At 58.7% G+C, this 25,199-nt stretch carries 25 protein-coding genes and 1 pseudogene; 15 read left to right on the top strand and 11 right to left on the bottom strand.

The annotated features are described in order from the left end of the window. Nucleotides 1-80: 80 nt before the first annotated feature. Nucleotides 81-593 (bottom strand): annotated as a pseudogene (locus AC06DS_RS09980) (hypothetical protein). Between the two features lie 173 nt (nt 594-766). Here AC06DS_RS09980 and AC06DS_RS09975 point away from each other — a divergent pair. Both AC06DS_RS09975 and AC06DS_RS09970 read left to right on the top strand, forming a co-directional pair. Further along, nucleotides 767-1,006, top strand: a complete 240-nt coding sequence (locus tag AC06DS_RS09975; protein WP_034970922.1) for a type II toxin-antitoxin system Phd/YefM family antitoxin — start codon at nt 767-769, stop codon at nt 1,004-1,006. Next, complete coding sequence (locus tag AC06DS_RS09970) at nt 1,003-1,422, top strand: type II toxin-antitoxin system VapC family toxin (RefSeq protein ID WP_293789618.1); 420 nt, start codon at nt 1,003-1,005, stop codon at nt 1,420-1,422. Before AC06DS_RS09975 ends, AC06DS_RS09970 begins: the two co-directional genes overlap by 4 nt. 10 nt (nt 1,423-1,432) lie before the next feature. On the opposite strand, the gene AC06DS_RS09965 is transcribed toward AC06DS_RS09970, so the two are convergent. Together AC06DS_RS09965 and AC06DS_RS09960 are read right to left on the bottom strand one after the other, a co-directional pair. After that, a complete protein-coding gene (locus AC06DS_RS09965) occupies nt 1,433-2,110 on the bottom strand; it encodes a YoaK family protein (protein ID WP_477100658.1) in 678 nt (225 codons plus the stop codon). A gap of 62 nt (nt 2,111-2,172) precedes the next feature. Continuing rightward, nucleotides 2,173-2,949 carry a MerR family transcriptional regulator gene (locus AC06DS_RS09960; RefSeq protein WP_477100657.1) on the bottom strand — a complete coding sequence of 259 codons (777 nt, stop codon included), beginning with the start codon at nt 2,947-2,949 and terminating at the stop codon, nt 2,173-2,175. A 169-nt stretch (nt 2,950-3,118) separates the two neighbouring features. Here AC06DS_RS09960 and AC06DS_RS09955 point away from each other — a divergent pair, with 169 nt between their 5' ends. From AC06DS_RS09955 to AC06DS_RS09940, 4 genes are all read left to right on the top strand, one after another. Further along, entirely contained in the window at nt 3,119-4,462 is a 1,344-nt protein-coding gene (locus AC06DS_RS09955; RefSeq protein ID WP_477100656.1) for a metallophosphoesterase family protein, read from the top strand. A 60-nt stretch (nt 4,463-4,522) separates the two neighbouring features. Then, the gene (locus AC06DS_RS09950) at nt 4,523-5,026 is read left to right on the top strand and encodes a 2'-5' RNA ligase family protein (protein WP_293789629.1); all 504 of its coding nucleotides are present in this window, start codon (nt 4,523-4,525) and stop codon (nt 5,024-5,026) included. 203 nt (nt 5,027-5,229) lie between these two features. Further along, nucleotides 5,230-6,327 carry an MFS transporter gene (locus tag AC06DS_RS09945; protein ID WP_477100655.1) on the top strand — a complete coding sequence of 366 codons (1,098 nt, stop codon included), beginning with the start codon at nt 5,230-5,232 and terminating at the stop codon, nt 6,325-6,327. Nucleotides 6,328-6,402: 75 nt separating this feature from the next. Then, nucleotides 6,403-7,059 carry a hypothetical protein gene (locus AC06DS_RS09940; protein ID WP_293789634.1) on the top strand — a complete coding sequence of 219 codons (657 nt, stop codon included), beginning with the start codon at nt 6,403-6,405 and terminating at the stop codon, nt 7,057-7,059. Here the strand turns inward: AC06DS_RS09940 and AC06DS_RS09935 are convergent. The 5 genes from AC06DS_RS09935 to AC06DS_RS09915 all read right to left on the bottom strand — a co-directional run bounded on the left by AC06DS_RS09935 (nt 7,056) and on the right by AC06DS_RS09915 (nt 12,425). Next, entirely contained in the window at nt 7,056-7,931 is an 876-nt protein-coding gene (locus AC06DS_RS09935) for a patatin-like phospholipase family protein (RefSeq protein ID WP_448308187.1), read from the bottom strand. The two genes, AC06DS_RS09940 and AC06DS_RS09935, sit on opposite strands and share 4 nt — an antisense overlap. Before the next feature lie 51 nt (nt 7,932-7,982). Beyond that, nucleotides 7,983-8,957, bottom strand: a complete 975-nt coding sequence (locus AC06DS_RS09930) for a DUF808 domain-containing protein (protein ID WP_293789640.1) — start codon at nt 8,955-8,957, stop codon at nt 7,983-7,985. A gap of 72 nt (nt 8,958-9,029) precedes the next feature. Then, a complete protein-coding gene (locus tag AC06DS_RS09925; protein ID WP_293789643.1) occupies nt 9,030-9,722 on the bottom strand; it encodes an NAD(P)H-binding protein in 693 nt (230 codons plus the stop codon). An 81-nt stretch (nt 9,723-9,803) separates the two neighbouring features. Continuing rightward, on the bottom strand, nt 9,804-11,561 hold the full coding sequence (locus AC06DS_RS09920; RefSeq protein ID WP_477100654.1) for a hypothetical protein: 1,758 nt from the start codon (nt 11,559-11,561) through the stop codon (nt 9,804-9,806). 159 nt (nt 11,562-11,720) lie between these two features. Then, on the bottom strand, nt 11,721-12,425 hold the full coding sequence (locus AC06DS_RS09915) for a DUF4232 domain-containing protein (protein ID WP_293789648.1): 705 nt from the start codon (nt 12,423-12,425) through the stop codon (nt 11,721-11,723). A 222-nt stretch (nt 12,426-12,647) separates the two neighbouring features. On the opposite strand from AC06DS_RS09915, the gene AC06DS_RS09910 reads away from it, so the two are divergent. Both AC06DS_RS09910 and AC06DS_RS09905 read left to right on the top strand, forming a co-directional pair. Then, nucleotides 12,648-13,817 carry an acyl-CoA dehydrogenase family protein gene (locus AC06DS_RS09910; RefSeq protein WP_477100653.1) on the top strand — a complete coding sequence of 390 codons (1,170 nt, stop codon included), beginning with the start codon at nt 12,648-12,650 and terminating at the stop codon, nt 13,815-13,817. Nucleotides 13,818-13,893: 76 nt separating this feature from the next. Then, on the top strand, nt 13,894-14,565 hold the full coding sequence (locus AC06DS_RS09905) for an excalibur calcium-binding domain-containing protein (RefSeq protein WP_448308191.1): 672 nt from the start codon (nt 13,894-13,896) through the stop codon (nt 14,563-14,565). Nucleotides 14,566-14,587: 22 nt separating this feature from the next. Here the strand turns inward: AC06DS_RS09905 and AC06DS_RS09900 are convergent, their stop codons facing one another. After that, the gene (locus tag AC06DS_RS09900; protein WP_448308192.1) at nt 14,588-15,214 is read right to left on the bottom strand and encodes a DUF402 domain-containing protein; all 627 of its coding nucleotides are present in this window, start codon (nt 15,212-15,214) and stop codon (nt 14,588-14,590) included. 144 nt (nt 15,215-15,358) lie between these two features. Then, a complete protein-coding gene (locus AC06DS_RS09895) occupies nt 15,359-16,045 on the bottom strand; it encodes an Rv1157c family protein (RefSeq protein WP_448308193.1) in 687 nt (228 codons plus the stop codon). A gap of 314 nt (nt 16,046-16,359) precedes the next feature. On the opposite strand from AC06DS_RS09895, the gene typA reads away from it, so the two are divergent. The 7 genes from typA (at nt 16,360) to AC06DS_RS09860 (ending at nt 24,178) form a co-directional block, all read left to right on the top strand. Further along, on the top strand, nt 16,360-18,276 hold the full coding sequence (typA, locus tag AC06DS_RS09890; protein WP_293789656.1) for a translational GTPase TypA: 1,917 nt from the start codon (nt 16,360-16,362) through the stop codon (nt 18,274-18,276). Nucleotides 18,277-18,383: 107 nt separating this feature from the next. Further along, a complete protein-coding gene (locus AC06DS_RS09885) occupies nt 18,384-20,129 on the top strand; it encodes an ABC transporter family substrate-binding protein (protein WP_477100652.1) in 1,746 nt (581 codons plus the stop codon). Between the two features lie 3 nt (nt 20,130-20,132). After that, on the top strand, nt 20,133-21,143 hold the full coding sequence (gene mshB, locus AC06DS_RS09880) for an N-acetyl-1-D-myo-inositol-2-amino-2-deoxy-alpha-D-glucopyranoside deacetylase (protein ID WP_477100651.1): 1,011 nt from the start codon (nt 20,133-20,135) through the stop codon (nt 21,141-21,143). Nucleotides 21,144-21,154: 11 nt separating this feature from the next. Then, nucleotides 21,155-21,625, top strand: a complete 471-nt coding sequence (locus AC06DS_RS09875) for a hypothetical protein (RefSeq protein ID WP_043015055.1) — start codon at nt 21,155-21,157, stop codon at nt 21,623-21,625. Nucleotides 21,626-21,695: 70 nt separating this feature from the next. Continuing rightward, nucleotides 21,696-22,013 (top strand): ferredoxin, encoded by a 318-nt coding sequence (fdxA, locus tag AC06DS_RS09870; RefSeq protein ID WP_043015056.1) that lies wholly within the window; start codon nt 21,696-21,698, stop codon nt 22,011-22,013. 74 nt (nt 22,014-22,087) lie between these two features. Next, nucleotides 22,088-23,209, top strand: coding sequence for a succinyldiaminopimelate transaminase (gene dapC, locus AC06DS_RS09865; protein ID WP_293789668.1), 1,122 nt, complete (start codon nt 22,088-22,090; stop codon nt 23,207-23,209). A gap of 93 nt (nt 23,210-23,302) precedes the next feature. Further along, the gene (locus AC06DS_RS09860) at nt 23,303-24,178 is read left to right on the top strand and encodes a pseudouridine synthase (protein ID WP_293789670.1); all 876 of its coding nucleotides are present in this window, start codon (nt 23,303-23,305) and stop codon (nt 24,176-24,178) included. On the opposite strand, the gene dapD is transcribed toward AC06DS_RS09860, so the two are convergent. Next, complete coding sequence (gene dapD, locus AC06DS_RS09855; RefSeq protein WP_477100650.1) at nt 24,175-25,191, bottom strand: 2,3,4,5-tetrahydropyridine-2,6-dicarboxylate N-succinyltransferase; 1,017 nt, start codon at nt 25,189-25,191, stop codon at nt 24,175-24,177. The genes AC06DS_RS09860 and dapD overlap by 4 nt on opposite strands. Between the last annotated feature and the right edge of the window lie 8 nt (nt 25,192-25,199).

Below are 25,199 nucleotides of genomic sequence, written 5' to 3'. Positions count from 1 at the left end.
CGAAGTAGTACTGTAGGTCACCGTGACGTCTTTAAGTTCCAGGGCCGGAACGTGCGGGGCGGGAAGATGCGAGGCGGGGCTCATCGGTTCTCTCCTAGGGCTGCAAGTGGGTTGGTGCGGGTGACGCGGACGACGGCAATCAACGCGCCGATCAGGCTAGATACGAAGAGGATCGCGCTGCCGCTGAGGACGGATCCGAGTTCGGTGGCGTAGGGCATGGCCGTGGTTTCCAGGAAGCTTTCGAGGCCGACGGCGATGAGTGCACCGACGATGACGGAGATTTCCTTGTACGCCTACGGGCTTATCTCTTCGCCCTTACATGCGCCAGCGTGGATTTCCTGCCAGACGTCGAGGGGCAGGTAGGCTGCGTCGACGTTGACGATGTAGCGGGTGAAAGCGGAGTCCGTCTGGGGGCCATCGGCGAAAGCGATGACGTCACTATCCATTGCCTTCAGGCCGGAAACACCGTCGTTAACCAATCCGGCTGTGAGGTCGGAGATGATGACGACCAGCAAGGATATGAGCGCCAAGACGACGCTCATGAGAAGGAATCGGGTGCGCGCAAAAAGCATTTCGCGCAAGGCTAGAAACATGATGAAAATCCCTGAGGTTGGGGTTGGGGAGGTGAGCGGTTGATCAGTCGCCACACAGCCTTTAGCAACAATGTGTCGTCAAGATAAAAGCAGGGCGTTTCTAACTGTGGGTATTGAAAAGTGTTGGCTGGTTAGTTAGAATGTAGGTACGTTGCTACAAAAGGAGGGTTCTCATGACTAGCGTGAGTGCGCGTGAGTTCAATCAGGATGTGAGTTACGCGAAAAGGAAGGCTAGTGAGGGACCCGTTGTTATTACTGATCGAGGTGAGCCGGCCTTCGTATTGCTTTCCATTGATGACTACAGGAAGATCTCCGGCTCGAATGAAGGCTGGGTTTCGCGGTTGCAAATGGAAGAGGACATTGACCTCGAGGATGTAAGGATGGACTTCGAGCCGCGGGTGCCCGAGCTATGAACTACCTGCTCGATACGAATGTGGTTAGCGAACTCCGGAAGCCGCCCGGGAAAGTAAATCCCAGGGTGTTTGAGTGGGTTAATGCGCAGATCTTGCACAGCCAATTTCTCTCTGCGATCACTATCTATGAGCTCAAGTTAGGTATCTCCCGAAAGAATCACACCGATCCTGTGCAGGGGCAGCGGCTGCAGAAGTGGTTCACTCAGGGTTTACTTCCGCTGTTCGAAGGCCGAGTTCTTCCTCTTGATGAGCGAGTGGCTATAGAGGCGGCCAATATGAATGTTCCGGATCCGCGGCCCCAGGCTGATCTATTTATTGCTGCTACCGCGCGTGTGCATGGGCTGACAATCGTGACTCGAAATGAAAAGGACTTTGAACCGATGGGTGTGCAATATTTGAACCCCTGGGAGCTCTAGTCCACTAGCGCTAAACCGCCAGCCCACGGTTGCGCCGCCATTGGCGGTACGCCAGCGCCGTTGCCGTTCCCGCGTACAGCATGCCCGTCACCACCAGCACCGCGTGCAGACCCACCTGGACATACATCCAGCCACCGAGCAATGCGCCGCACGCCAGCGCCAACCAGAGGGCGAAGTAGCGTATCCAGTCGATGTGAGGACCGCCGAACAAAGCGGCCACGAATCGCTGCGACATCTTCACCAGCGTGCCGGTCATATATGTCAGCGAGATGCTTACCTCGCCATCGCGTTCGAACGTAGAGTTCATCGCACCCACGGTGAACGACAGACTGTACACCGCCAGCTGCTCGTGCCCCGTTAGTACCATCACCGATGCGAGAGTGGAGGTTGCACAAATAAACAACAGGATCGCCTCACGAGTGCGCGTGCGTGGCAAGTGCCGATGTCCCAGTTGGCTGATCAGAGCCCCAATTCCCACGCCGACCAAGAACAGCACCATCACGCCGCCCGCTGTCGCAGCAACCTCCCATTTCCCCGCGTTTACTGCCGCCGTCAGGCGCGTGGTGTTACCCGACATAAACGAAAGGAAGTATCCGCCCAGGTACAAGAACCCCAGCGTATCTACGAATCCTGCGATGGAGGATAAGTAGATAGCCAGTGCGTGTTCTCCGGTGCGGTAGCCTTTCATGGCGCAATCGTAGCAACCCCCGTGTAGCTCCGGCGCCAAACAAGCTCGGTTAGGTGCCGCAGCTAGTCATCCCAGCTAGGGTTCGTGATTCCCTCTTGCTGTGCGCGGTATTCCACCAGGGACAGCAGGTATTCCTGAGCACCTTGGTAGGTATCGGCGAAACGCTCATCGCTGACATACATCCGAGCCAGAATCAGCTGGCGCGACGTAGTGACGTCATACCACTGGTTGATCGTTGCGCGGTGCTGCTCGACCAGAGCTTGTGCCTTGTCGCTTTCGGGCGCGACGCCCGCATCTCGGGCGGTAACAAGTTCAGCCACGAAGCGGTCGTGGTCGTCCTTGATTTCCTGAAAATCTTCATCGCCCAGCGAATTCAGCTTCTCTTGAGCCTGCTGGTACTCGGGAGTGTCCCCCCAACGCTCGCGTGCTTCCTCCTGATAGGCAGGCATGTCTTCGCCGAAGTACTTCTTGATCTTGTTCATTTGTTCCATGGTGTATCCCTTCACTTGCGTTGTATCTATTAGGTCACTGACCGCACGCAATTGGCTCTTCACCTGGTCGAGCTTTTGCGTCAGCGCAGCTCGGTGGGTTCGGAGTGCACGATCCAGCGCTGCCTCGGAAGGGGCATCGATTAGGTCGGGTATGTCCGCCAGTTTGAAGCCCATGTTCCGGTACAGCACGATGGTCGCACCAATGCGCAGATCGTCTTCGGTGTAGAGCCGGTAGTCGCCCAGTGTGCGCCACTGCGGGGTGAGGAGCCCGATGGAATCCCAGTGGCGCAGGGCTTTGGGCGTCACTCCCAAGAAATCTGCTGCATCGCCAATCGTGTATTCGGTCATGGGAAAGATCCTTCCGGTTGTCGCAGGGGCAAGGTCAAGCCGAGAGTGGAAAGGGGGGCGGCGACTGCGTGGTGAGATTGTTATGAATTCATCTTCAGGCAACCTCGCGCTTACCTATTGGCGATAACTTGTGGGAGTTCAATTCTCGCAGAAAAGGAGCACATCTATCGTGTCTACAAACTCGTCCAACAATTCGCCTAGCAACTCGCAGCAGCCGGAAAACCAGAAAGCGCCCAATAAAATGAGCGTAAACCGCCGTAACTTCCTGGCCGGGACGGGAGCGTTGGGCGTCACCGCGGCATTGGCGCCGGCAGCACAGGCGCAGGCGTGGAGTTCGTCGGCTGGCTCGCTGGCCGGTTCCAGCTTTGGTCCAGGCCGCGGAAACGGCAGCAACGGTAACGACGGCAGCGACAGTAGCGGTGGCGACAACAATGGCATCGGAGCAGACATGCCGCTGAAGTTCAATGGCAACGGCAAGTTCAAGATCGTGCAGTTCAACGACACCCAGGATGACCATCTAACGGACCGCCGCACCATTGAATTCATGGGCAAAGTCCTCGACCAGGAAAAACCGGACTTCGCGCTGATCAACGGTGATGTGATTTCGTCTGGGCCGAAGACCACCGAGCAGGCTTTCCAGGCCGTTAATAATGTGGTGCTGCCGATGGAGTCCCGCAAAATCCCGTGGGCCATTACTTTCGGCAATCACGACGAAGACTCCATGGAAGACGGCACCCAGGCCGACGAGATCGCACTGCTGAACTTTGTCCGCAAGTACAAGTACAACCTCAACGTTGCCGACGATCCGATTCATGGCGAATCCAACGTATCGCTGCTGGTTCAGAGCAACGCGAATCCGAACCCAGCATTTGCCATCTGGCTACTGGATTCCGGCAACTACATCGGCGAGGAGCTTGCGGGGCAGGAGACCAAGGAGATTCCGGGCTATGACTACATCCATAGTGACCAGATCCAGTGGTACCGCGATACCTCCCGTAGCTACGAAGAGCGTTTCGGCAAGAAAATCCCGGGCCTGATGTATTTCCACATTCCCACCTATGAGCACCGCGATATGTGGTTCGGCGGCCCCTACAATAACGACCCCATCAAGCACGGCCAGGCGAAGAAGCGCCATGGCATCGAAGGGGTAAAGAACGAGGATGTCTACGTCGGTGCCTTCAATCCTGGCATCTACTCCGCCGTCCGCGAGCGCGGCGACGTGCTGGGTATCTACTGCGGCCATGACCACATCAATTCATTCAACGGCAACTACTTCGGTGTAGAGCTGGGCTACTGCCCAGGCACCGGGTTCGGACCCTATGGTCTGCATGACGGCACCTGGGACATGCACACCTTGCGAGGTGCCCGTGTGTTCGAGCTGGACGAGGCCGACGAGCGCGTCTACAAGTCCACCCGCTTGGTTTTTGCCAAGGAGTTGGGCTTGGATATGAATCCGAAAAAACAGCCGCTGGACAAGCCTGCGGACCTGCCCGAGTACGTGTCCATTAATTAGCTCTTCTCGTGGGCGAAAGCGCTCTCGGTGCACTGGTCATGGCCAGATAGGATGGGGACAATGTCCGTGAATTCACCTGAAAACATCCTTCTAAATCTGCCCGATGAGCAGTGCGCCATCATCCGTGGCGTCTTCGACGAACTCGCCAATCGTGGATTCCCTCTACAACGGCAGACTCCACACATCACAGTCACGTTCTCCCCGAACATGGCCCCGCATGTTGTGGAACGTGCCCGCGAAATCCTGCCTGGCGCCGTCCCCTCCGAGCTTGAACGTAGGGGAGTGGTCGTCTTCGGCACAGGCAAGAAGCAAACCGTTGCGTGGCTATTGGAAGCCACCGATGAGCTGGAAAATGCCGCCCGCGAGCTGAGCGCGCTCAACCCTGACGGACGAGGCCCACGCTGGGTGCCGCATCTAACGGTGGGGCTACGGCTGCCGAGGGATGTTGTTCCTTCTTATATTGACGCCCTGTCTCAGATCACCCCGCGGGAGCTCAAGTCGATCAGTGCAGCTGAGGCAGCATATTGGAGACCAAGCGTGGGTGAACGGGTGCTACTTGCCTAAAACAAGGTGGGAGGCAGTCGCCCGAAGGGCTGCAGATGTTTGATAATCTGCCTTTCGTAAAAACACAGCTGAACTAATAGGAGCCATAGGGCGCAGCTAAGTTTACAAGTTAAAAGAGGGTGTTTCTCACGTCCACGTCAGCAAAAGAGCCGGTTGTAACACCGGCTTTTGTCTTTGCATGGTTGGTGAACTTTGCACAGTTCATGATCTTCTACGTTCTGGTTACGACCATGGCAGGGTATGCAGTTAAGGAATTTGCGGCCAACAACGCAAGCGCAGGCCTGGCCTCCAGTGCCTTCGTCATCGGCGCGACAGGCGCGCGTGTGTTTTCGGGATTTCTCGTCGACGCGGTGGGACGTCGACGTGTTCTGTTTACCTCCCTGGTTCTGGTGATCCTAACCTGCGCGTTCTACATTCCGGCACACTCTCTGGGGCTGCTAGTTGCGGTGCGTGTCATCCACGGCATTGGCTACGCTTTCGCCAGCACCGCTGTGATGGCCGTTGCCCAGTCCGTGATTCCGAGTGCGCGCCGGGCGGAGGGCACGGGCTACTTTGCTCTAGGCACCACCTTGGCTACTGCTATTGGCCCGGCACTGGGTCTGTGGTTGGTAGGGTCGGTTGGTTACTCCACCATGTTCAAGGTCGTAATTGGGATGTCCGTTGCGGCGTTCCTGCTGTCGCTATTGGTTCGCTCGCCAGAGCCTAAGGACGGAGCTCATCATCACCGTCCCAGCTTCAACCTGTCGGCGATCGTGCATCCCAAGGTTGCCCCCATCGGTTTCTTTATGCTGCTAGTCGGTATTTGCTACGCCGGAGTAATCACCTACCTGAACAGCTTCTCTGAACGCAACGATCTGGTCACCGGTGCCCAATACTTCTTCCTTGCCTATGCCTTGGTCACGTTGGTCATGCGTTTCATTTTGGGCAAAGTGCAGGATGAAAAGGGCGACAATATTGTCGTCTATCTGGGATTGGTGACCTTCGCGATTGCTTTGGTTGTGCTGGCATCGTCTACACAGGATTGGATGGTCATCCTGGCCGGTGCTCTCACTGGCCTGGGCTATGGTTCGCTGATGCCAGCCGCACAGGCGATTGCTGTTAAGGCGGTGGAGCCGCACCAGATGGGCGCGGGTATTTCCACGCTTTTCTTGCTCCTGGATGTAGGCGTTGGCTTTGGTCCTATCCTGTTAGGCATGATTGTTTCTTCCACCAGCTACCAGGCCATGTATGCAATGTTGGCCGGGCTGGTCGTCTTGAGCGGCGCCGTGTACTTCCTTGTTCACGGTCGCAAGGTTGGCTAAAGTTCGCTAGAGTTCCAACCTTCTCCGCACACCAATTGAGGTATCGCGGAGAGCCCTCGAAAGGATCCTTGTCGCATGCTGCACGCCGTGAGTTTCGCGTTGGCTGATTCCGTCAACGTCCTATTAATCGGCGTGCTTTTCGCTATTGCAGTCATGCATCCGCAGCCGCGGCGTTATAGCCCCATTGCTGCCGTGCTGGTGGCGGGGGACTGGTGCGGCGTACTCCTGCTGTCTTTGTTAACGCTTCTGCTCTTTAATGGCATTGAGGATGTCGTGCAGACGGCTTTGGCGTCGCCGATTTTTGGCCTGGTGCTTATTGCAATCGGTCTTCTTAGTGCCTTTTTGACGCTACGAGGCGGCGACCCGAGCCCTATGATCAACCGTCTGGCTAAGCCCCTCCGCAGGGCATCGCTAAGCACCTTTCTTTCAGGCATGGTGCTGGGACTGGTGCAGTCCGCAACGTCGGCGCCGTTTTTCGCTGGCCTAGCCTATCTAAGCACGGTGGAGATCAGCACTTTCGCGAAATATCTGACGGTGGTTCTTTACGCCACGCTCGCACTCAGCCTGCCTGCGCTCTCTGCAATCGCACTGGGCATGGTTTTAAGGAAACCGAATAGTGGTTTGGCGAAGTTTATCGACGGGCTGCGCCATCGCAAGGAGCAGATGGTGGCGCTGGCAGGCTATGTGGTGGCAGCGATGTTGATTGTGTTGGGGCTGTTGAGCTTCCTCTAGGCCTCGCCGAGGAACTCCATCCACTTATCCCACTCGCGCTTGGTCTGCTCCATCCCGTCCTGCCAAGATTTTTCTAGCCGATCCAGACGGCGCTCAGTATTGCTGACCTGCATCTTTTCTGGATAAAAAACCAAAGCCTGCCCTTTTGATTCCAGCTCTGCGATCTTGTCGGAAGCTAGATTGTACTTCGGCGGACGATCAATCATTGCCTGGGCGACGGCGGGACGCTTGCGCAAAAGCGCGCGCACCAGCTGCGGGCTGCGAAGCGCTGGGCGAACGTATCCCTTGGGCTTGGTACGCAGAACCAGGAACTTCTCAAAACCATCTTCGATGGCAGCGTCGAGGATCAGGCCACCGGACTCCCCAAGGGCACCATCGACATAATCCACGCCATCAATAGTCGGCACCGGCATAAGCCCCGGCAGCGTGGAGCTGGCTCGCACCTTGCGCATGAGGTCGGGAAGATCCTTGACGTCCTCGCGTCGCCAGTACACCGTCTCGCCGTTATCAGCACGGGTAGCTCCGATGCACATCTGGGAGGAGGAACGTTGGAAGGTTTCCCAATCGAAGGGAAGGTCGTTGCCTGGTGCTCCGGCGGTTTCGTAGATGTACTCCGCATTGAAGTAGCCACTGCCGCGCAGGAGAGACTTAAACCCTCCAGACTTCGGGTGACCGCCGAATTCAACAAAGGATTCGCGGGCACGCTTCCGATCCCCGGAAAGGAAGTTCACGGTGTGAGAGGCTCCGGCACTGATACCCCCGACCCAGCCGAACTCAATATTGTGTTCTAGCAGCTGGTCGATACAGGCCGCCGTGTAACTATTTCGCATCCCCCCGCCTTCGAGGACGAGGGCTACTTCCTTGGCGGACATGTCAGAGCCTCCTAGTATTTTTGGCTTTAAATACCTTTGTCGTGCGCCGGCCTATCGGGAACGCAGTTTCTTCACCCCAGCGACCACCGCCACGATAATTGCGCCGATGATCAGTCCGAAAATCAGGCTAAAGCCAGTCTCGGTAAACCAAGTTACTGCGCCACCGAGGTGTTCGACGCGCTCCACCACATGGTGAACCTTTTCATAGGGCCAGTGCAGGCCGAGTTCGTCTAGACCTACGAGCAAAATGTGCCCGCCGACCCACAACATAGCCAAAGTGCCAATGATGCCAATGGCGGTGAGCAGTTTCGGCATGCCCTGGACAAGCAGACGGCCGAATTTTTTCGTCCCCTCGCTTGCACCCTCCTTGCTCATCAACGCCAATCCCATGTCATCGATCTTGATGAGTAGACCGACAAGACCATAGACCGCAAAAGTGATGAGCAGGGCAACGATAATCAGAACCAGCGTGCGGTTCAGCAAGGGCTGGTCAGCAACCTCGTTGAGCGAAATCACCATAATCTCTGCGGACAGGATGAGGTCGGTGAATACCGCGCCACGGACCAACGCATCCTCTGATTGGGCTGCGTTGTCTGCGTTGTCTGCGTCTTCTGGGGTTTCTGCGTCCGCTGAGTTCTCTGTATCCGCTGTGTCTTCTTCATGCCCACCCAGACCAAGCTTATGGAGGACCTTCTCCGCGCCTTCATAGGACAGGTAGAAGCCACCGAGCATGAGGAGGGGAGTAAGGGCGCCAGGCAGCAACCAACTGAGCAAGAGGATGATCGGCAGGATGATAACCAGTTTGTTGACCAGGCTGCCCTTGGTGATCTTCCAAATGATGGGCAACTCACGCGCCGGGGTTACACCGGCAACGAACTTCGGGGTGACTGCGGCGTCATCAATAACAACCCCGGCTGCCTTCGTAGAAGTGCGTCCCGCCATAGCAGCGACGTCATCCGTCGTGGCCGCGGCCTTCTTGGCGATAAGAGCAATATCGTCTAACAGAGCCGCAAGGCCAGCTGCCATGGTGAAATCTCTTTCCTTTCAGAGCCGAGCAGTGAACGGGTGTGCTCGGCTATTTTTCGGCAAAAGCCCCGCTTAGTTCCCTGCGTGTGCGCCGAGAGCCTCATCGATGGGGGTATCGCCGTTATTAAATTCAATAAAGTGGCCGGCCAGCTCCGGGCGATCGACAACCTGTGCAATGACGGTTGCGACATCAGCACGAGAGACCTGGCTGGACTTCAGTGCATCGCCGTCGTTGGCGGTTCCATCCGCCTTAGGCGCACGAGTCTCGATTTTACCGGTCGGTTCCTCCAACGTCAGGGCAGACGGCCCGACGAGCGTCCATTGGGCTGCCGAATCACGCAGGTGATCGTCCGCTGCTGCCTTCGCCTCACAATAGGTGAACATGGAGTGATCCTCCGGCACACCGTGGTCGGCGCGGGAGTTGAAGTAGCTGACCATGATGTAGCGCTTTGAACCTGCCGCGTCGATGGAGCGGATTGCGGCGTCCCGGTCGACGCGCAGGGTGCGTGCATCGTCGCCACCGCCGACGCCCGCGGACCAGATGATGACATCCTGATCGGCGAAGAGCTTTTCGAAGCCGGCAACGTCTAGTTGCTCGATGTCCTGTACGACGGCTTTCGCGCCGGTAGCCTCCACATCTGCTACGTGATCGGGGTTGCGCACTACGGAGGTGACAGTGTGGCCGGCCTTGACGATCTGGGGCGACGCCTTCAATGCCACCTTGCCGTGGCCTCCGAGGATCATCACATTCTGAGCGTTAGACATTCTTGCAGTCCTCCTTTTGTGTTTGCTTCTTCGCTAGCCGTAAAACGGCTCCAGTTTCTCTCAACGGGATAGGACGGAGCTCTATTCCGCGCTGCGCTTTTCCGCCAGCGGGCCGATGCCTCCAGCACCAATACATACGAAGTCGTCTTCTCCGCCCCGACTGTGGCGATCCGCCACCTCTGCACGTACAAGCAGGATTCCGCCACCGCCCGAAACTCGTACCCAGCGGGGCTTGAGTTGTGTGTCCACCTGGGCTTGGGTGGCACGCTGTTCGGTTTGTTCGGCATCCTCCAGACCGTTGGGGGTGGTGATCGTCAATGTCATGTCGGAGGTTGCCGTCGCATTGAGTTGCCAGGTCCAGTCACCGAAAGGCAGGGATTTATCCAGCAAGATAGCGCGGGATTGCCCTGCGCGGATACGTACTCCGCACTCGGGTTCTTTCCCAGGATTGCTTGTTGCCGACGCCACCACTTCCGCAGCTACCAGTTTTCCGGATTCGTCGATTATCTGTGGTTCGTGGTCTAACTGGGTGACAGCCGGCTGGCCAGTCAGGGTGGAAACTCGGTCATATGGATTTACTACAGGGGTGAGAATATCCAGTGGCGCTGGTTGTTCCATGAGCTGTGGTGGCTCACCCGACCCATCCAGCTTGGTGGCAGCGCGCAGGTTGGCTAGGTAATCCGCGGTCCGATCATTGTCCCAAGTGTGAACCCAGGTGAAGGTCGAAACAAGACTGATGCTGAAAGCGACGAGGATCACGCCTACCCCTACCCAGAGGCGTCGTCTCGTCCCCGTGCTGGTGGGGCGACCGGTGGAGACATGGGAGCGTCCAAAAGAAAGGGCACAACAACCGATTGCCAGTACGGCGAAGGTAAACCAGTCAGCGAAGTAGTGCATAGAGCACAACAGCAGGCCAGAGGTTCCGGTGCTGTTGCGTGCTCGGCTGAGCAGGGCATAGATGATGGCGAGGTATGCCAGGATCGTCAGCACCCCCAAGCAGCGACGGCGAGTATCGCGACGTAGCCACAATGCGACGCTGAGGGCGATGAGTACCGCGCTGGTGATGCCCCACCACGGCGGAGCCGTGGCAAACGCGCTAGACGGGGACCAACGATCCCAGGACAATGGTCCTCCGAGTATTCCGGGCAGCACGGTGGTGAGGAGGCTATTGGGAAGCGCCGACCAGAGCGTCTGACGCGCCGGGGTTTCAGCAGGTAGTGGGGAAAGGGTTAGGAAGAGCAGCGACCAAGCGATGAAAAGTGCACCCGGGGCTGCGAAGAAGCGAAGCAGGTCGCGCCGGGGTAGGCCAGCTAGCAACGCTAGGGCGATCGCTGCAGGAACGATGGTGAGCGCTTTTTCCGTAAAGAGCAGTGCTAAAAGCAGTACGACGGTGGCAGCGAAGCTATAGGCGAAACTCCGATGGGCGGCAAACAAGCACAGGAGGAATCCAGCCATGCCGATCTGCCAGGCCAGGGCGTTGATGCCGGCGGACCACCATCCGGCGGCGTCCATGAGAAAAGGGCTGAAAAGTAGGGCGGCGTAGAGTCCTACGGTCGTGATGCTGCGACCGGTAAGACGGATACAGAACACAGCCCACAGTGCCGCAGCAAGGGCGCTAAAGAGCAACAAAAGCGAGGCCGGGAGCAGCCAGTTCAGTGGCGCTAGGTGATGGGCTAGTACTTGAATAAGTGCCGACGCGGGCATGAGGTGACCGTCGTAGTTAGTGAAGTAATCACCGAAGGATCCGCCGTCGAACGTGGCTGGGATGAGGAAGTCGTCCCAATAGAACGTGCGCTGGCTGAGTTGGAGAGCACGGACGACAAGCGAAACAACGGCCAACGCGCCTAACAGTGCAGTGAACTTGCGGTCGCGTGGCCGAGAGGACCGGGACGTGAAGGAGCGGGACGGGGGAGGGGTGGAAGGTGTGGTGTGCACAGTGTGTGGAGTGAGATGTGGGTGTGAGATGTCGGTGAGTAATGAAGCCGTTTGCTAATGCAGCTAGTTTTGATCGCCCGCTTGGTTGTCTAGGCTGACGGGCTGCACGGAGAGGTACTCTACGTCGCCGGAGCAGCCTTCCAGCCCCTTCATGGGCACATATGCTGCCTTGGTTTGCTCCGGAGGATACACGCGGAGGCCATCTGCCTTTTGTGCCTTGCAGTCCTTAGGGTCAAGGGCGCCGGTCTGTGTGATCTTTACGCCAGCAATGGCGGATGTACCGGGATCAAGCTTTACAGTCTCGCTAGGAGCGCCCTTTTCACGTTGGGCGGGCTTACCTAGCTGGGTGCCATTGTGGTTGGTGACCATTGACACGCCGGGGAAGCCACGCATCGAACAGGGTTCAGTGGAGGTGTTTTTAAACACCACATTCACGAGGGTAGAACCAGCTGCACCTTGTGAGTCTGCAGTAGTGATTTCCAGATCGTTGGTGGCGCACATGCCACCCTTGCCGACGGAGCCGTCGTCGGTCTTGCTGGCGGTGCTGCCAGTGCTGTTGGCTTTCTGATCCGCAAGGGTTTGAGCGGAGTTGTCGTTTGCGCTCTGGCTTTGAACAGAGGCGGCCTCGGAGGGGGTGGTGTCCTCGTCCTCGCAGGCTCCCAAAGTCAGTGCAGTACCGGCAAGTAGCAAGGCGGCAGCACCGGTGGTAAAAGCGGCTCGCGGGCTGCGAGTACGGAACGTGACCGGGCGACGGCGTAGGCTCTTCATATTTATCACTGTAAAGGGCTGGTGCGTATGTGGCCAATGAGGCTGCCCATTTTGTTATCGAAAGGTGAGAGGACGGTGATGTTGCAGCATTCAAAGGCCGATGCGCCGGCGTTAAAATCCATATGGAATTATCGCTTTCAAATCACTGACGCGCCGGAGCGCATTACACTCGGTGGGAAAGAACGTTCTCAACTTCACTGCTAGAGAGGCGAAGAATTAACCATGGGCTTCAACCCTGATTTCGAACCATTCCGTCTACCGGACGAGTACATTGCTCTGCGCGAGGCTATCCGTGATCTCGCTGAGCAGCAGATTGCACCGTACGCCAAGGGCGTAGACGAAGAGGAACGCTTCCCACAGGAAGCGCTGGATGCCCTGAACGCCGCTGGTTTCAACGCCATCCACGTACCGGAGGAGTACGGCGGCCAGGGTGGCGACTCCCTCGCAGCCGTTATCGTCATCGAAGAAGTAGCACGCGTTTGTGCGTCTTCCTCCCTGATCCCGGCCGTGAACAAGCTGGGAACCATGGGGCTGATCCTCCAGGGCTCTGAAGAGTTGAAGAAGGAGGTTTTGCCGGATATCGCTAACGGTGCGATGGCTTCTTACGCTCTTACGGAGCGCGAGGCTGGTTCTGACGCCGCAGCGATGAAGACCCGCGCTGTCCGCGAAGGCGACGAGTGGGTAATCAACGGCTCCAAGTGCTTTATCACCAATGGTGGTAAGTCCACGTGGTACACCGTCATGGCTGTAACTGATCCGGAGGCTGGTGCGCGCGGCATTTCTGCATTCATGGTGCACAAGGACGATCCGGGCTTCAGCGTTTCCGGTTATGAGCACAAGCTGGGCATTAAGGGGTCTCCAACGGCAGAACTACTGTTTGAGAACTGCCGCGTTCCAGCTTCCCGCATGATCGGCGAAGAGGGTACCGGCTTTAAGACTGCCCTGCAGACCTTGGATCACACCCGTCCAACGATTGGTGCGCAGGCGCTGGGTATCGCACAGGGCGCGTTCGACCAGGCAGTGGCTTATGTGAAGGAGCGTAAGCAGTTCGGCAAGGCAATCGCTGACTTCCAGAACACCCAGTTCATGCTGGCAGACATGAAGATGAAGATTGACGCTGCCCGCCTGATGATCTACACCGCCGCTTCCAACGCCGAGCGCGGTGTAGCTGAGGATGGCGCCAAGCTGGGTCTCATGGCCGCGGGCTCTAAGGCGTTTGCCTCTGACGTTGCCATGCAAGTCACTGTTGACGCCGTTCAGCTTCTCGGTGGCTACGGCTTCACTCGCGACTTCCCGTTGGAGCGCATGATGCGCGATGCGAAGATCACCCAGATCTACGAAGGCACCAACCAGATCTGCCGCATGGTGATGGGCCGCCAGATCTTGGCTTAGCGGTGGGGGTAGTAAAAAGTACCCCTTCTTAAGCCCTTGCTTAGAGCAGGGTTAGAAAGCGGTCTATTCTTACGTCATGATGAAAAAAGTAATCGTGGCTGCGCTTTCGGTCAGCCTGGTCATGGGCGGTATCTCCCCAGCTGCTGCACAGGATAATGCAGCAGGTATTCCAGTAAATTCCTCCTCTCAGGGGGCACCCAATCCCGGGGCGGAAAACCCGGATAACAGCGGGGAACCTGGCTCTGAAGATAATGAGGATCCCTCTACTGATTCGCAGGGTGCAGAGCTAAGCTCCAAGCCAGTTGGGTCCACTGACTTGAAGACGGTTATTGGTGCGATTGTCGGAAGCCTTGCGGTGGGGGCTTTGATTGCTGCGGGTGTGAACTGGGCGGTTCAGTCTCGGCTGATCCCCAATCCTCTGCCCGGCTTGATCCCTAATCCGCCTGCGCCTCCCGCTCCGGCGAAGAAGGCTCCGGCGAAACCTGCACCGGCAAAGAAGGCACCAGTGAAGAAGGCGCCTAAGCCGGCACCAGCTAAGAAGCCCGTTGCTGCCAAGCCGGCTCCAGCTAAGCGACCTGCTCCGGCTAAGCGCCCGGCTCCAGCGCGTGCGCAGAACGTCTACTACCAGAACTGTAAGGACGTTTGGAATCGTTTGGGGCGTCCGATCTACCAGAGGGATGCAGGTTTCTCTAGCCGCTTTGACCGTGACGGCGATGGCGTAGGCTGCGAGAAGCGCCCGAGGTACTAGTCTGTTTAAACTCGTGGCTGGCTTAGGCAGCGCGACGAAGGTGGATGCCTTGAGCGGCCAGCCATTTTGCCACGCTGCCGTACTTGTGCAGCCCATCCAGCAGTCGCTGGGCGGAGTCCAGAGCTCGGCGGGCCTCGTCGGCGGTGATGTAACCCGCCAGGAGTGCTTCGCCCAACTCGTCCAGGTCCAGTACCTGGACTTTCGTCTTTGAAGATGTGCCCGGGGCGTAGCTAGAGCTCGCCTGAGCCTGTTCCGGAGAAGGGGACTCGCGGAGGTGCGTCACCACATCCACGTAAATATCGCGGGTGCGCCAGGTTGGTGGGGTGGTGGCGTCATCAATCTCGATAAAGGCGATGTCTATATAGAGGTCCTGCGTGGGCTCGATCCCGTCGAAGAAGTGGAATTTGTTGAGGCGAATGTCCAGGCGGGGGACTAGCCAGGATTCGAGATAATGGAAGCGTGGGTGGCCAGGAGTGGGGCGGCGCATGTAGAGCACCGGGTTGGGGTTGGCAGTGCCAGACTGCACAGCCGCGGGCTGGTTGGGGGACAGCTCGTAGGCGTCGACGGCGCGTTCGAAGCCCTTCGGGTCGATATTGATCGCGTGGGAGAGGTCGAAGGTCTCTTGTTTTACTTTGTGCAGGTCAGCCATCGTTTCAGATTAATGTGGTGAGCGGGTGGGAGTGGAGTCCGGGGGAATACGGCGAGGTGTGGGTAAAGGCCGAAGGTATGAAAAAGGCCGCGCAGGAAGGCGCGGCCGAGGGGGCTTGCAGCCCGGAGGTCTAGGTCGAAGCTCTTAGACGTGCAGCAGCGCTGCGGTCGGCAGGAAGCTGCAGTTGGAGTTGCCGGACTCCTTCTCGTGGGTGGTCACGCCACCTTCCAGCAGAGCGATGACGGTGCCGCGACCGGTCTTGGCAACACCGTTGACGGTGGCTGGTCCCTTCGGGTTGATACCGGTGTAGCGCAGTGGGGTGCGGCCCATCTTGCCAGTGTTGATGTTGATCCAGTGGACGTTCATAGCAGCAGTCTGCTTCTTTGCCACGGTCCCGGTGCCCATAGCGGTGAAGACGAAGTTGACTTCACCGGCGCCGATGCCCGGGAGTGGAAGCTTGGCGGGGCCGGGGACGCCCATGGCGGTGCCGACGGCCTTGTTCTTACCGCCGATGCACTTGCCCGAAACGGTCGGCCAGCCGAACTGGGTAAACGCAGGAGCGTTCTTAGGAACGTCAACGCCCGGCTTGCCGTCACCGCGGAAGAAGCCGACCAGCTTCTTGAGGGAAGCCTTCACTTTCGGTGGCAGCTGTGGGTTGTTGGCGAAAGCCTCGATTTGATTCAGGACGTGGGGCGCGGGGCGACCCAAGTGATCGATGGAGCCCTGTACCTGGGCGCCAGCGGTTGCGGGAGCCACCACGGTCGGGACTGCCAGTGCGCAGGCAGTGGTCAGTGCAGCAGCGGCACGGGTCAAGCGTCGAGAGAAAGCCACGGTGAACCTTTCGGGGTCTAAAACTGTTGTGTCTAGTGCGGTTTAGACAGGGATGCCAACAACAATAGTCACACGAGTAACATTTGTCACGTGAGTAACATGGGTAACTAATGGTGGGATCCAGTAGAAACCTTTTGTAAACAATAGCACCGCCAAAGGGGCATTTCTCGCGGTTTTGGGAAAAACTTCTTTGCGTCCTATGCGTTATTCTAGGAAGCCAAAGGAGTAGGCTGTGAAGGGTTACTCTGGCCCCTGTCTCAGGAGCGCCTACTTCGCACATCAAACCTGACCCCAAAAAAGGAAAGTTCGGATCTGTGTCTTTGACTGAATTCCGTAATGTCGCCATCGTCGCGCACGTCGATCACGGCAAAACCACACTCGTGGACGCAATGCTGCACCAGTCCGGTGCCTTCTCTTCGCACGGCGAAGTGGAAGAGCGCGTGATGGACTCTGGCGACCTGGAAAAGGAAAAGGGCATTACGATCCTGGCGAAGAACACCGCCATTCACCGCAAGGGTCTAGGTAAAGACGGCAGCGACCTGATCATTAACGTGATCGACACCCCCGGCCACGCCGATTTCGGCGGTGAAGTCGAGCGCGCCCTGTCCATGGTCGACGGTGTGGTTTTGCTTGTTGACGCCTCTGAGGGTCCGCTTCCGCAGACCCGTTTCGTGCTGGGCAAGGCTCTGGCCGCAAAAATGCCAGTGATTATCTGTGTGAACAAGACCGACCGCCCGGATGCTCGTATTGATGAGGTCGTTGAGGAATCCCAGGATCTGCTCCTGGAACTGGCGTCTACTCTGGAGGACGAGGAAGCGGCAGAAGCTGCGGAACAGCTATTGGACCTGCCGGTTCTATACACCTCCGGTCGCGAGGGCAAGGCCTCTACCGAAAACCCTGGCAACGGCAACGTTCCGGACTCCGAGGATCTGCAGCCCCTATTCGACGTTCTCTACGACGTTTTGCCAGAGCCGTCCGCTGACGTTGACGGCCCACTGCAGGCACACGTTACTAACCTGGACTCCTCTTCCTTCCTAGGACGCATTGGCCTGGTTCGTATTCACTCCGGCCGCTTGCGCAAGGGGCAGCAGGTTGCCTGGATCCACTACGACGAGGATGGCAATGAGCACGTCAAGACTGCCAAGGTTGCAGAGCTGCTACGCACGGAGGGCGTGACGCGCGTACCGGCTGAAGAGATGATCGCCGGCGACATTGCCGCTATCTCCGGTATCGAGGACATCATGATCGGCGATACGCTCGCCGACCCGGAGAACCCAGTCGCCCTGCCGCGCATCACCGTTGACGAGCCCGCGATCTCCATGACGATCGGTGTGAACACTTCCCCGATGGCAGGCCGTGGCGGTGGCGACAAGCTAACCGCCCGTATGGTCAAGGCTCGCCTGGATCAGGAGCTGATCGGTAACGTTTCCCTGCGCGTCCTGCCCACGGAGCGTCCGGATGCCTGGGAGGTACAGGGACGTGGCGAGATGGCCTTGTCCGTGCTCGTGGAGACCATGCGTCGCGAAGGTTTCGAGCTGACCGTCGGTAAGCCGCAGGTGGTTACCCGCACCATCGACGGCACCGTTCACGAGCCTTTCGAGAATCTGGTCATCGACGTTCCCGAAGAGCACCTGGGTGCTGTCACCCAGCTGTTGGCCGCCCGTAAGGGTCGCATGGAGTCGATGGACAACACCGGCACCGGCTGGGTTCGCATGAAGTTCGTTGTTCCAGCCCGCGGCCTGATTGGTTTCCGTACCGTATTCATGACCGAAACTCGCGGCACCGGTATCGCCAACAGCTACTCCGCTGGTTACGAGCCATGGGCAGGCGAAATCAAGGGACGCGCCTCCGGCTCCTTGGTTGCCGACCGCTCCGGCCAGATCACCGCCTACGCGCTGATCCAGCTGGCCGACCGCGGTACCTTCTTCGTCGAACCGGGCGCGGAAGCCTACGAGGGCATGGTCGTCGGCGCGAATAACCGCGACGAGGACATGGACATCAACATCACCAAGGAAAAGAAGCTGACGAACATGCGTTCGGCGACAGCTGACGCAACGGTGACCTTGGCAAAGGCTCGTACTCTGACTCTGGAAGAGGCCATGGAGTTCTGTGGTTTCGACGAGTGCGTCGAGGTCACCCCGGAGGTCGTTCGCGTGCGTAAGGTAATCCTCAACGCGACCGAGCGCGCCCGCGCCCGTTCCCGCGAAAAGCAGCGCAACAACAACTCCTAATCAGGCTCTTGTACTCGCTCTTTTCCTCTTTCTCTTCGTCCTCCTCCTCGTCTTTTACATCGAGGGGGAGTCGTCGCGCTGCGTCGCGTCGACGAGGTATGTGGGGTGTGACGCCCACTGTTGCAACCACGCTAACTTCCGCGACCCTCGCACTGTCACTGGTAGCCTGCCAAGCTAATCCCGGCGAGGCGCCGACGGTTGATGATCCGTCGTCGTCGACCAAGACTCAGCAGCCCCAGCCGGTGGATGAAAGCCTGCGCGAGATTGCGGTTGGAGTGGACCGCTTCACTAGCAACCTCAACCCGCATCTGGTTGGGAACCGGAACCCGGTGGTTGCCGCAGTGGCGGATCTAACCCTGCCTAGCGTGTACACCTTTGGATCGCTGGGGGAGAATCTCAACAATGATTTGATTCGCGAGATTACTCCGAACGATGAATCGCACCCCACAGAGGTCACCTACACCCTCCAGCCAGAGGCACAGTGGTCAGATGGCACGCCAATCACGGTTTCTGACTTCCAATACCTCCACGAGGCGATCATGAATGAACCTCTTGCAGAGGCGAAGGGCTTATACCAGCACGTCACTTCCATCGAGCCGGGGAAAAAAGAAAAGAGCTTCAAGGTCACTTTCGATCAACCTTTGACCGCCTGGAAGCGACTCTTTACCTATCTTCTCCCGAGCCATATCTACCGCGCGGAGGGGCGCAGTTTCGCCACAATGATGGACGGAGGCTCCGTCGCGTCGGCGGGGCAGTACTCCGTGAAATCCGTGGATGAAGGACGCGGCCTGCTGGAGCTGCAACGGAATGACCGCTACTGGGGCGCGAAGGCGGCGAAGACTGACATCATTCGTTTCACTGCCGTTCCGGACGAATCAACGGGTGTGCAGATGATGCGCACCCAGCAGTTGCAGTTGTACATGGCGCACAAGTCGGCGACGACTGAACTTGCCTTGGACCAGCTTCCCTTCACGCGAGTTCGTAATACGTCCCGTGGAGTGCAGCTAAACCTGCAGCTCAATCAAACCAGTCCGATCTTTTCCGACCGAGAAACCCGACGTCGAGTGTTGGGGGCTATAAAGCCAGAGAAGATCGCTCAGATCATTTCAGGCGATCCGAAGATTGAGGCTCCGCCGTGGAATGTCGCCCCAAAGACTTCAGATAAACAACCGCCGAACGTGGTTTCTGATGAGCGTCCCAACGGCATCGTTATCGGTGCGGTTACCGACGACCAGGTGGCGGTGGATGCCGCCCGTTCGGTGGTGGATCAACTGCTGCATTTGGGGATCCCCGCCACCGTGCGCACTGCAAAGGCAGCAGAAACACTGGGATCCGAGGTGGAGAACGGAATAGTTGATGGTGTGGTGACATGGCAGCGCAGCCCCCAGGCCGTATCCGACTATCTGGTGCAATACGGTTGTATTAAGCCACTAGACCAGGATGATTCCAGCACACCGCCCAGCGACACCGGCGCGTCAGACCCAGCTGAACGTGAAGAGGGTAGCAGCGAGGGGGCGTCGTCTCCACACAGAGCCACAGGCGGCAACCTGAGTGGTACCTGCGATCGTGACCTGCAAGAACGCCTTGTAAAGCTGGGCGAGGGGCGAGGTGAACTGTCGCAGGAGCGCACTCAGCTGGACGATCGGATTGCCGAGATGTCGACTGTGCTCCCGATTATGTCTGACCGCTATACGGTAGTGGCTTCCGATCGGCTCGAAGGCCCGACAGCAGGGCTAGAGGATTGGCCTTTAGACGACAGCAGCTCACTGCTAATCTCGGCTCCGCAATGGACCTTAAAGCCCATCGAGGAAGTCAATCGCAACGCCGCCGAAAATGCCCTTGAGGAGAATTAGCTCGTGACTCGTACTCCCGCATCCACGCAGAAAATCACCGTGATGGCGGTACACGCACACCCCGACGACGAAACTCTGTGGACGGGGCTGGCGCTGGCGAAGGCACGGCGGCTTGGACATGATGTGGCCGTCGTGACCTGTACCCTCGGCGAAGAAGGCGAGGTGATTGGGGAGAAGTACCAAGCCCTCGTCGACGCCCAGCAGAATGAAAACGGAACGGGAATGCTCGGAGGCTACCGCATCGCTGAGCTGCAGCGTGCCTTGACCGCGTTGGGGATTGAGCATGGCCCGAACCTTCTGGGTGGATGCGGAGCATGGCGAGATTCCGGAATGGAAGGCAGCGAGTCGATCCGCCGCCCGCGGGCGTTCGCACGTGTGCCGGAGGGCGCAAGCTCACCTTCCGATGCTGCCTTCGAAGCCCAGGTGGAACAGCTGATCGAGCAGATTCAGCACATTCGCCCCGACATGATTTTGACCTACGCCGCCGATGGCGGATACGGCCACCCCGACCACAAGCGAGCACACCAGATTGTGCACGCAGCGGTACAACGGATGAGCCAAAACTCGAGCGACTGTGTTCCGAACCAGGTTCTCTGGTGTGTCACAGAAGAAGAGAAGTTCGCGGAGGGAATGCAGGGCCTAGAGGGTGACCCGGCGATGGTACCGGAGGGATGGCGTCTCCCCACAGCGGGGGAGATCGCCTCCGTTCCCTCTTCAAAGGTCGATCTGGTGGTACACGGCACTCCAGCAGACGTCGCCAGCAAGCAGGCCGCCATGCGCGCACACGCCACCCAGATTTGGGTAGCTGATGGCACGTCCTCAGATGTTAATGACCAGACGCGGACCTCGAACCCACCGGCCGCTACAGCCGCCACTCTGTTCTGCCTGTCCAACCTTATTGCGCAGCCACTGCTCGATAGCGAGAGCTATCGCGTGGGCTGGACGCGCCCCGGCACGCCAACGGATTTCTTCGCACAAGCACTAGGCGAAGAGGTCACTGCGGATGGGCAGTAGGATAGATCGACGTGAACGCTAAGAAAAGCACGACCTCAAGCCTGAAAGACGAGCCGAACTGGGGCCACCCCACTAAAGCCCAAGCACGTCAGGATACAACGCGTGCCGAGCGTATCTCCGGAATAGTATGGCTCTCCATTGGCGCCCTGTTTGGGCTGTTCATCAGCGTTCTCTACATCGGTTCGCGCATTACGGTGGGGGACATGCTGGTGCCGTTGCCGTGGACGATCTTGTTTGCGTTGTTCTTCAACCGTGCGGTGACGAAGACCGCCCTTTTGTGGACGGATAACAAACTGATCGCCGGGATTCCCGCGCTTGTCTGGCTAGCCGGTTACCTGCTGGCGGTCATGTGGCCGGAGCTGCCTTTCGGCGAGGCGACGTTAATGCCACAGACCGTGTGGTCTATGCTGCTGCTTGTAGTCGGTATGGCAGCGGCTGCATGGCCGCTTCGCCCTCAGTTTTCTCTGGAACCGCTGAAGTGACAGAATAGAAGCCTAAAAGAGCTCTTGTGAGAGTATGACGAACTTTCCAGAAAGGGTAGGTAATTAGACGATGACCTACACGATCGCGCAGCCCTGTGTAGACGTGATGGATCGCGCTTGCGTAGAAGAGTGCCCCGTTGACTGCATCTACGAGGGCAAGCGTTCCCTGTACATTCACCCCGACGAGTGCGTCGACTGTGGCGCCTGCGAGCCGGTGTGCCCGGTTGAAGCCATCTTCTACGAAGACGATGTGCCAGACGAGTGGGAAGAGTACAACGATGCGAACGCCGCGTTCTTCGACGATCTGGGTTCCCCAGGCGGTGCCGCCAAGCTGGGGCCGCAGGACTTCGACGCGGAGCTGATCGCCGCTTTGCCGCCGCAGGCTTAGGCTTTTTCTTTGTGACGCCCACATTTCCACCGGGTAGCGCCGGGCGTAAGAGACATGCGGTATAGAGTACAAGCATGACCTTCAAGCGCACCCCAGTTGCCGACCGACTGCCCGACTTCCCCTGGGACTCACTTGCTGAGGCTAAGGCCAAGGCTTCGAGTCATCCCGATGGGATCGTGGATTTGTCGGTCGGCACTCCTGTCGATCCGGTTTCTCCGGCTATCCAGCTGGCGCTGACCGAATCCGCGGCGGAACCTGGTTATCCGCAAACAAAGGGCACATCCGCCCTGCGCGCTGCCATCGTGGGGGCGATGGAGCGCCGCTTCCACGTTGCTGGCTTGGACGCCGACGCCAATGTGCTACCCGTCATCGGGACCAAGGAGGCCATCGCCTGGATGCCGACCCTTCTGGGCATTGGCGCAGGTCACACGGTAGTGATCCCAGAGTTGGCTTACCCGACCTACGAGGTATCCGCCCGCCTGGCTGGGGCGGAGGTGCTGCGCAGTGACTCTCTGTTGAAGCTGGGGCCGCAGACTCCAGCGTTGATCTATCTGAACTCTCCGGCCAATCCGCACGGTCAAGTGCTGGGCGCGGATCACCTGCGCAAGTTTGTAGAATTCGCCCGCCAGCGCGGCACCGTCATCGTTTCCGATGAGTGCTACTTGGGGCTGGGGTGGGGCGAGGAGCGGCCTTTGTCGATTCTGGATCCGGAGGTTTGTGGCGGTGACTTTACCAATCTCATCGCTGTGCATTCGCTGTCCAAGACCTCTAACTTGGCTTCCTATCGGGCGGGTTGGTTGGCTGGCGATGGCGAGCTTATCCAGGAGTTGCTGGGAATCCGCCGCCACGCAGGATTGATGAACCCCGGACCGATCCAGTCCGCCATGGTTGCTGCTTTGGAAGAGGATGGCCACGAGCTGCTGCAAAAGGAGCTTTACAAAAACCGCCGGGAGCTTCTGCGCGCAGCCCTGATCGAGGCTGGGTACGACATTGAGTACTCGGACGGTGGCCTGTACCTGTGGGCAACCCAGGGGCGCGATGGCCGGGAGACTGTCGCGGCGCTGGCGAACAAGGGCATTTTGGTGGCTCCCGGCGATTTCTACGGACCGAAGGGCAAGAACTTCGTCCGTGTAGGCCTGACCGCCACTGATGAAAGGATTGAGGCCGCCGCTCGTCGCTTAACCAGCGACGCGTAAATGCCAAGCTAGTTTGTAAGGGGGCTGTCTGCCATTCCCGTCCTGCAACGCTGGCGCCTGCCGCCACGCCATGGCGTACCCGCAGTAAAGAAGATGCTGCGAGGCCATGTGCCCGACGATGGACGCACATACTTCGCCGCCGCAGCCGGAGATTCGCCTTTTGCGCCGGGTACCCTCTTGGCCCCGGGGCTGGGGCTCCCCGTTGCGACGCCCGCATGGGTGTATCCCGACTTCCCAGAAGAGCCTGCCGAGCTTTTGGCTGCGGAGATACCAATTCTGTATTCCGGGCCGGATGCTGTGGTGGTAGACAAACCCCATGGGCTGCCGTCTACGCCTAATGGTCGCCTGTTGCGCGCTACCGTGCAGTCTCTTTTGCGCGTGCGTATGGACGAGCCCGAGTTGGTGGCTGCTCACCGCTTGGATCGTGATACGCGCGGCCTGCTGGTGCTGTCTCGGAACCCGGCCACTCGCGGGGTCTTGCAGTCCCAGTTCCAGCGCCGGGAGGTATCAAAGACTTATCAGGCGTTGGCCGCGGATACTCCCTACGTCGATGCCCGGTGGCGTGAGCTGCGTCTGCCGATGCTCAAAATCAAAGACGATCCGCAGGTTCGCGTTGTGGACGCTGCCGGAGCACGGGCCACAGTGACTCGCATTCGGAAGTTGGCTACCCGCGCAGCAGGTGTGGCCGTCTATGAGTTGCAGCCGCTCACCGGCCATACTCATCAGCTGCGGGTGGTGATGAATCACCTCGGCGTGCCAATTCATGGTGATGACACTTACCCGCATTATTGCCCCGGGGCGGGTTCGTTGCACTTGCGCGCGGTCGCCATAGAACTGGCGCTGGTGGCGTCGACATACAACGGTACGAACGGCACGGCCAACTCGGGGCATTGCGAAACAAAAAGCAGGCAGCGCATCGAAATTGAGCGCTGCCTGCAGGATCCTTGGTCGCAGTGGGAGAGTTGCTAGTTGGCGTGGAGTGCCTCGTTGAGTTCCACGGTCGAGGCGTTAGCAACGGCCTCCACCGCACCGGAAACGGAATTGCGGCGGAAGAGGATACCGCTGGCGCCGGAAAGTTCGGCTGCCTTTACGGTTTCGCCTTCCTGCTTGCCCAGCTGGGACGCAACTTCGCCGGTCAGAGTGACCTTGGTGCCAAAGGTGACATAAAGCCCAGCCTCAACGGTGACGTCGTCTCCCAGTGAGATACCCACACCGGAGTTAGCGCCCAGCAGGCAACGCTGACCGATGGAGATAACCTGCTTGCCGCCACCGGAAAGGGTGCCCATGATAGAGGCTCCACCGCCGATATCGGAACCGTCACCGACTACTACGCCACCGGAGATACGGCCCTCGACCATGGAGGAGCCCAGAGTGCCGGCGTTGAAGTTGACGAAGCCTTCGTGCATGACGGTCGTTCCCTCCGCCAGGTGAGCGCCTAGGCGTACCCGGTCGGCATCGCCGATACGCACACCGGTGGGAACCACGTAGTCGACCATGCGCGGGAACTTATCCACGCTGTAGACCGTCACCGGGCCACGCTCAGCCTGCAGACGGGCGCGAACGGACTCGAAACCGGGGACAGCGCAGGAGCCGTGGTTAGTCCACACAACATTGCTGAGTAGTCCAAACAGGCCATCTAGGTTGCAGCCATGCGGCTGGATCTTGCGGCCGGAGATGAGGTGTAGGCGCAGGTACGCGTCGTGCGCATCAACGGCTGGGGCGTCCAGATCGGTAATGGTGGTGGTCACCGCTACACGGCGGGTTCCGCGGATCTCGTCCGTGCCGGCCAACTGGGCCAGGGGACGGAAAACCTCGGGGGCGGAGCTGGTGGCGTCATCAAGATCGAGCAATTGCGTGCCAGCCGTGGCCGCAGCTTCGGCCTCAGCGTTTGCATTGCCCAGGTCGAACTCGAAGAACCAGGTGTCTAGCACATCGCCAGAATCGGTCAGAGTGGCAAATCCATATCCATAAGCAGCAGTCATGGTTGTCG

The sequence above is a fragment of the Corynebacterium sp. TUM25015 genome (genome assembly GCF_056393505.1).
Note: the sequence above shows the minus strand (reverse complement) of the source record. Positions and strands in the feature narration are given on the sequence as shown.

Coding starts and splice junctions, on each gene's coding strand:
- AC06DS_RS09860 (WP_293789670.1), top strand. CDS start 23,303: ATGCTGCGAGGCCATGTGCCCGACGATGGACGCACATACTTCGCCGCC.
- AC06DS_RS09915 (WP_293789648.1), bottom strand. CDS start 12,425: ATGAAGAGCCTACGCCGTCGCCCGGTCACGTTCCGTACTCGCAGCCCG.
- AC06DS_RS09960 (WP_477100657.1), bottom strand. CDS start 2,949: ATGACCGAATACACGATTGGCGATGCAGCAGATTTCTTGGGAGTGACG.
- AC06DS_RS09950 (WP_293789629.1), top strand. CDS start 4,523: ATGTCCGTGAATTCACCTGAAAACATCCTTCTAAATCTGCCCGATGAG.
- dapC (WP_293789668.1), top strand. CDS start 22,088: ATGACCTTCAAGCGCACCCCAGTTGCCGACCGACTGCCCGACTTCCCC.
- AC06DS_RS09910 (WP_477100653.1), top strand. CDS start 12,648: ATGGGCTTCAACCCTGATTTCGAACCATTCCGTCTACCGGACGAGTAC.
- AC06DS_RS09900 (WP_448308192.1), bottom strand. CDS start 15,214: ATGGCTGACCTGCACAAAGTAAAACAAGAGACCTTCGACCTCTCCCAC.
- fdxA (WP_043015056.1), top strand. CDS start 21,696: ATGACCTACACGATCGCGCAGCCCTGTGTAGACGTGATGGATCGCGCT.
- AC06DS_RS09940 (WP_293789634.1), top strand. CDS start 6,403: ATGCTGCACGCCGTGAGTTTCGCGTTGGCTGATTCCGTCAACGTCCTA.
- AC06DS_RS09970 (WP_293789618.1), top strand. CDS start 1,003: ATGAACTACCTGCTCGATACGAATGTGGTTAGCGAACTCCGGAAGCCG.
- AC06DS_RS09965 (WP_477100658.1), bottom strand. CDS start 2,110: ATGAAAGGCTACCGCACCGGAGAACACGCACTGGCTATCTACTTATCC.
- dapD (WP_477100650.1), bottom strand. CDS start 25,191: ATGACTGCTGCTTATGGATATGGATTTGCCACTCTGACCGATTCTGGC.
- AC06DS_RS09945 (WP_477100655.1), top strand. CDS start 5,230: ATGATCTTCTACGTTCTGGTTACGACCATGGCAGGGTATGCAGTTAAG.
- AC06DS_RS09925 (WP_293789643.1), bottom strand. CDS start 9,722: ATGTCTAACGCTCAGAATGTGATGATCCTCGGAGGCCACGGCAAGGTG.
- AC06DS_RS09905 (WP_448308191.1), top strand. CDS start 13,894: ATGATGAAAAAAGTAATCGTGGCTGCGCTTTCGGTCAGCCTGGTCATG.
- AC06DS_RS09930 (WP_293789640.1), bottom strand. CDS start 8,957: ATGGCAGCTGGCCTTGCGGCTCTGTTAGACGATATTGCTCTTATCGCC.
- AC06DS_RS09975 (WP_034970922.1), top strand. CDS start 767: ATGACTAGCGTGAGTGCGCGTGAGTTCAATCAGGATGTGAGTTACGCG.
- AC06DS_RS09935 (WP_448308187.1), bottom strand. CDS start 7,931: ATGTCCGCCAAGGAAGTAGCCCTCGTCCTCGAAGGCGGGGGGATGCGA.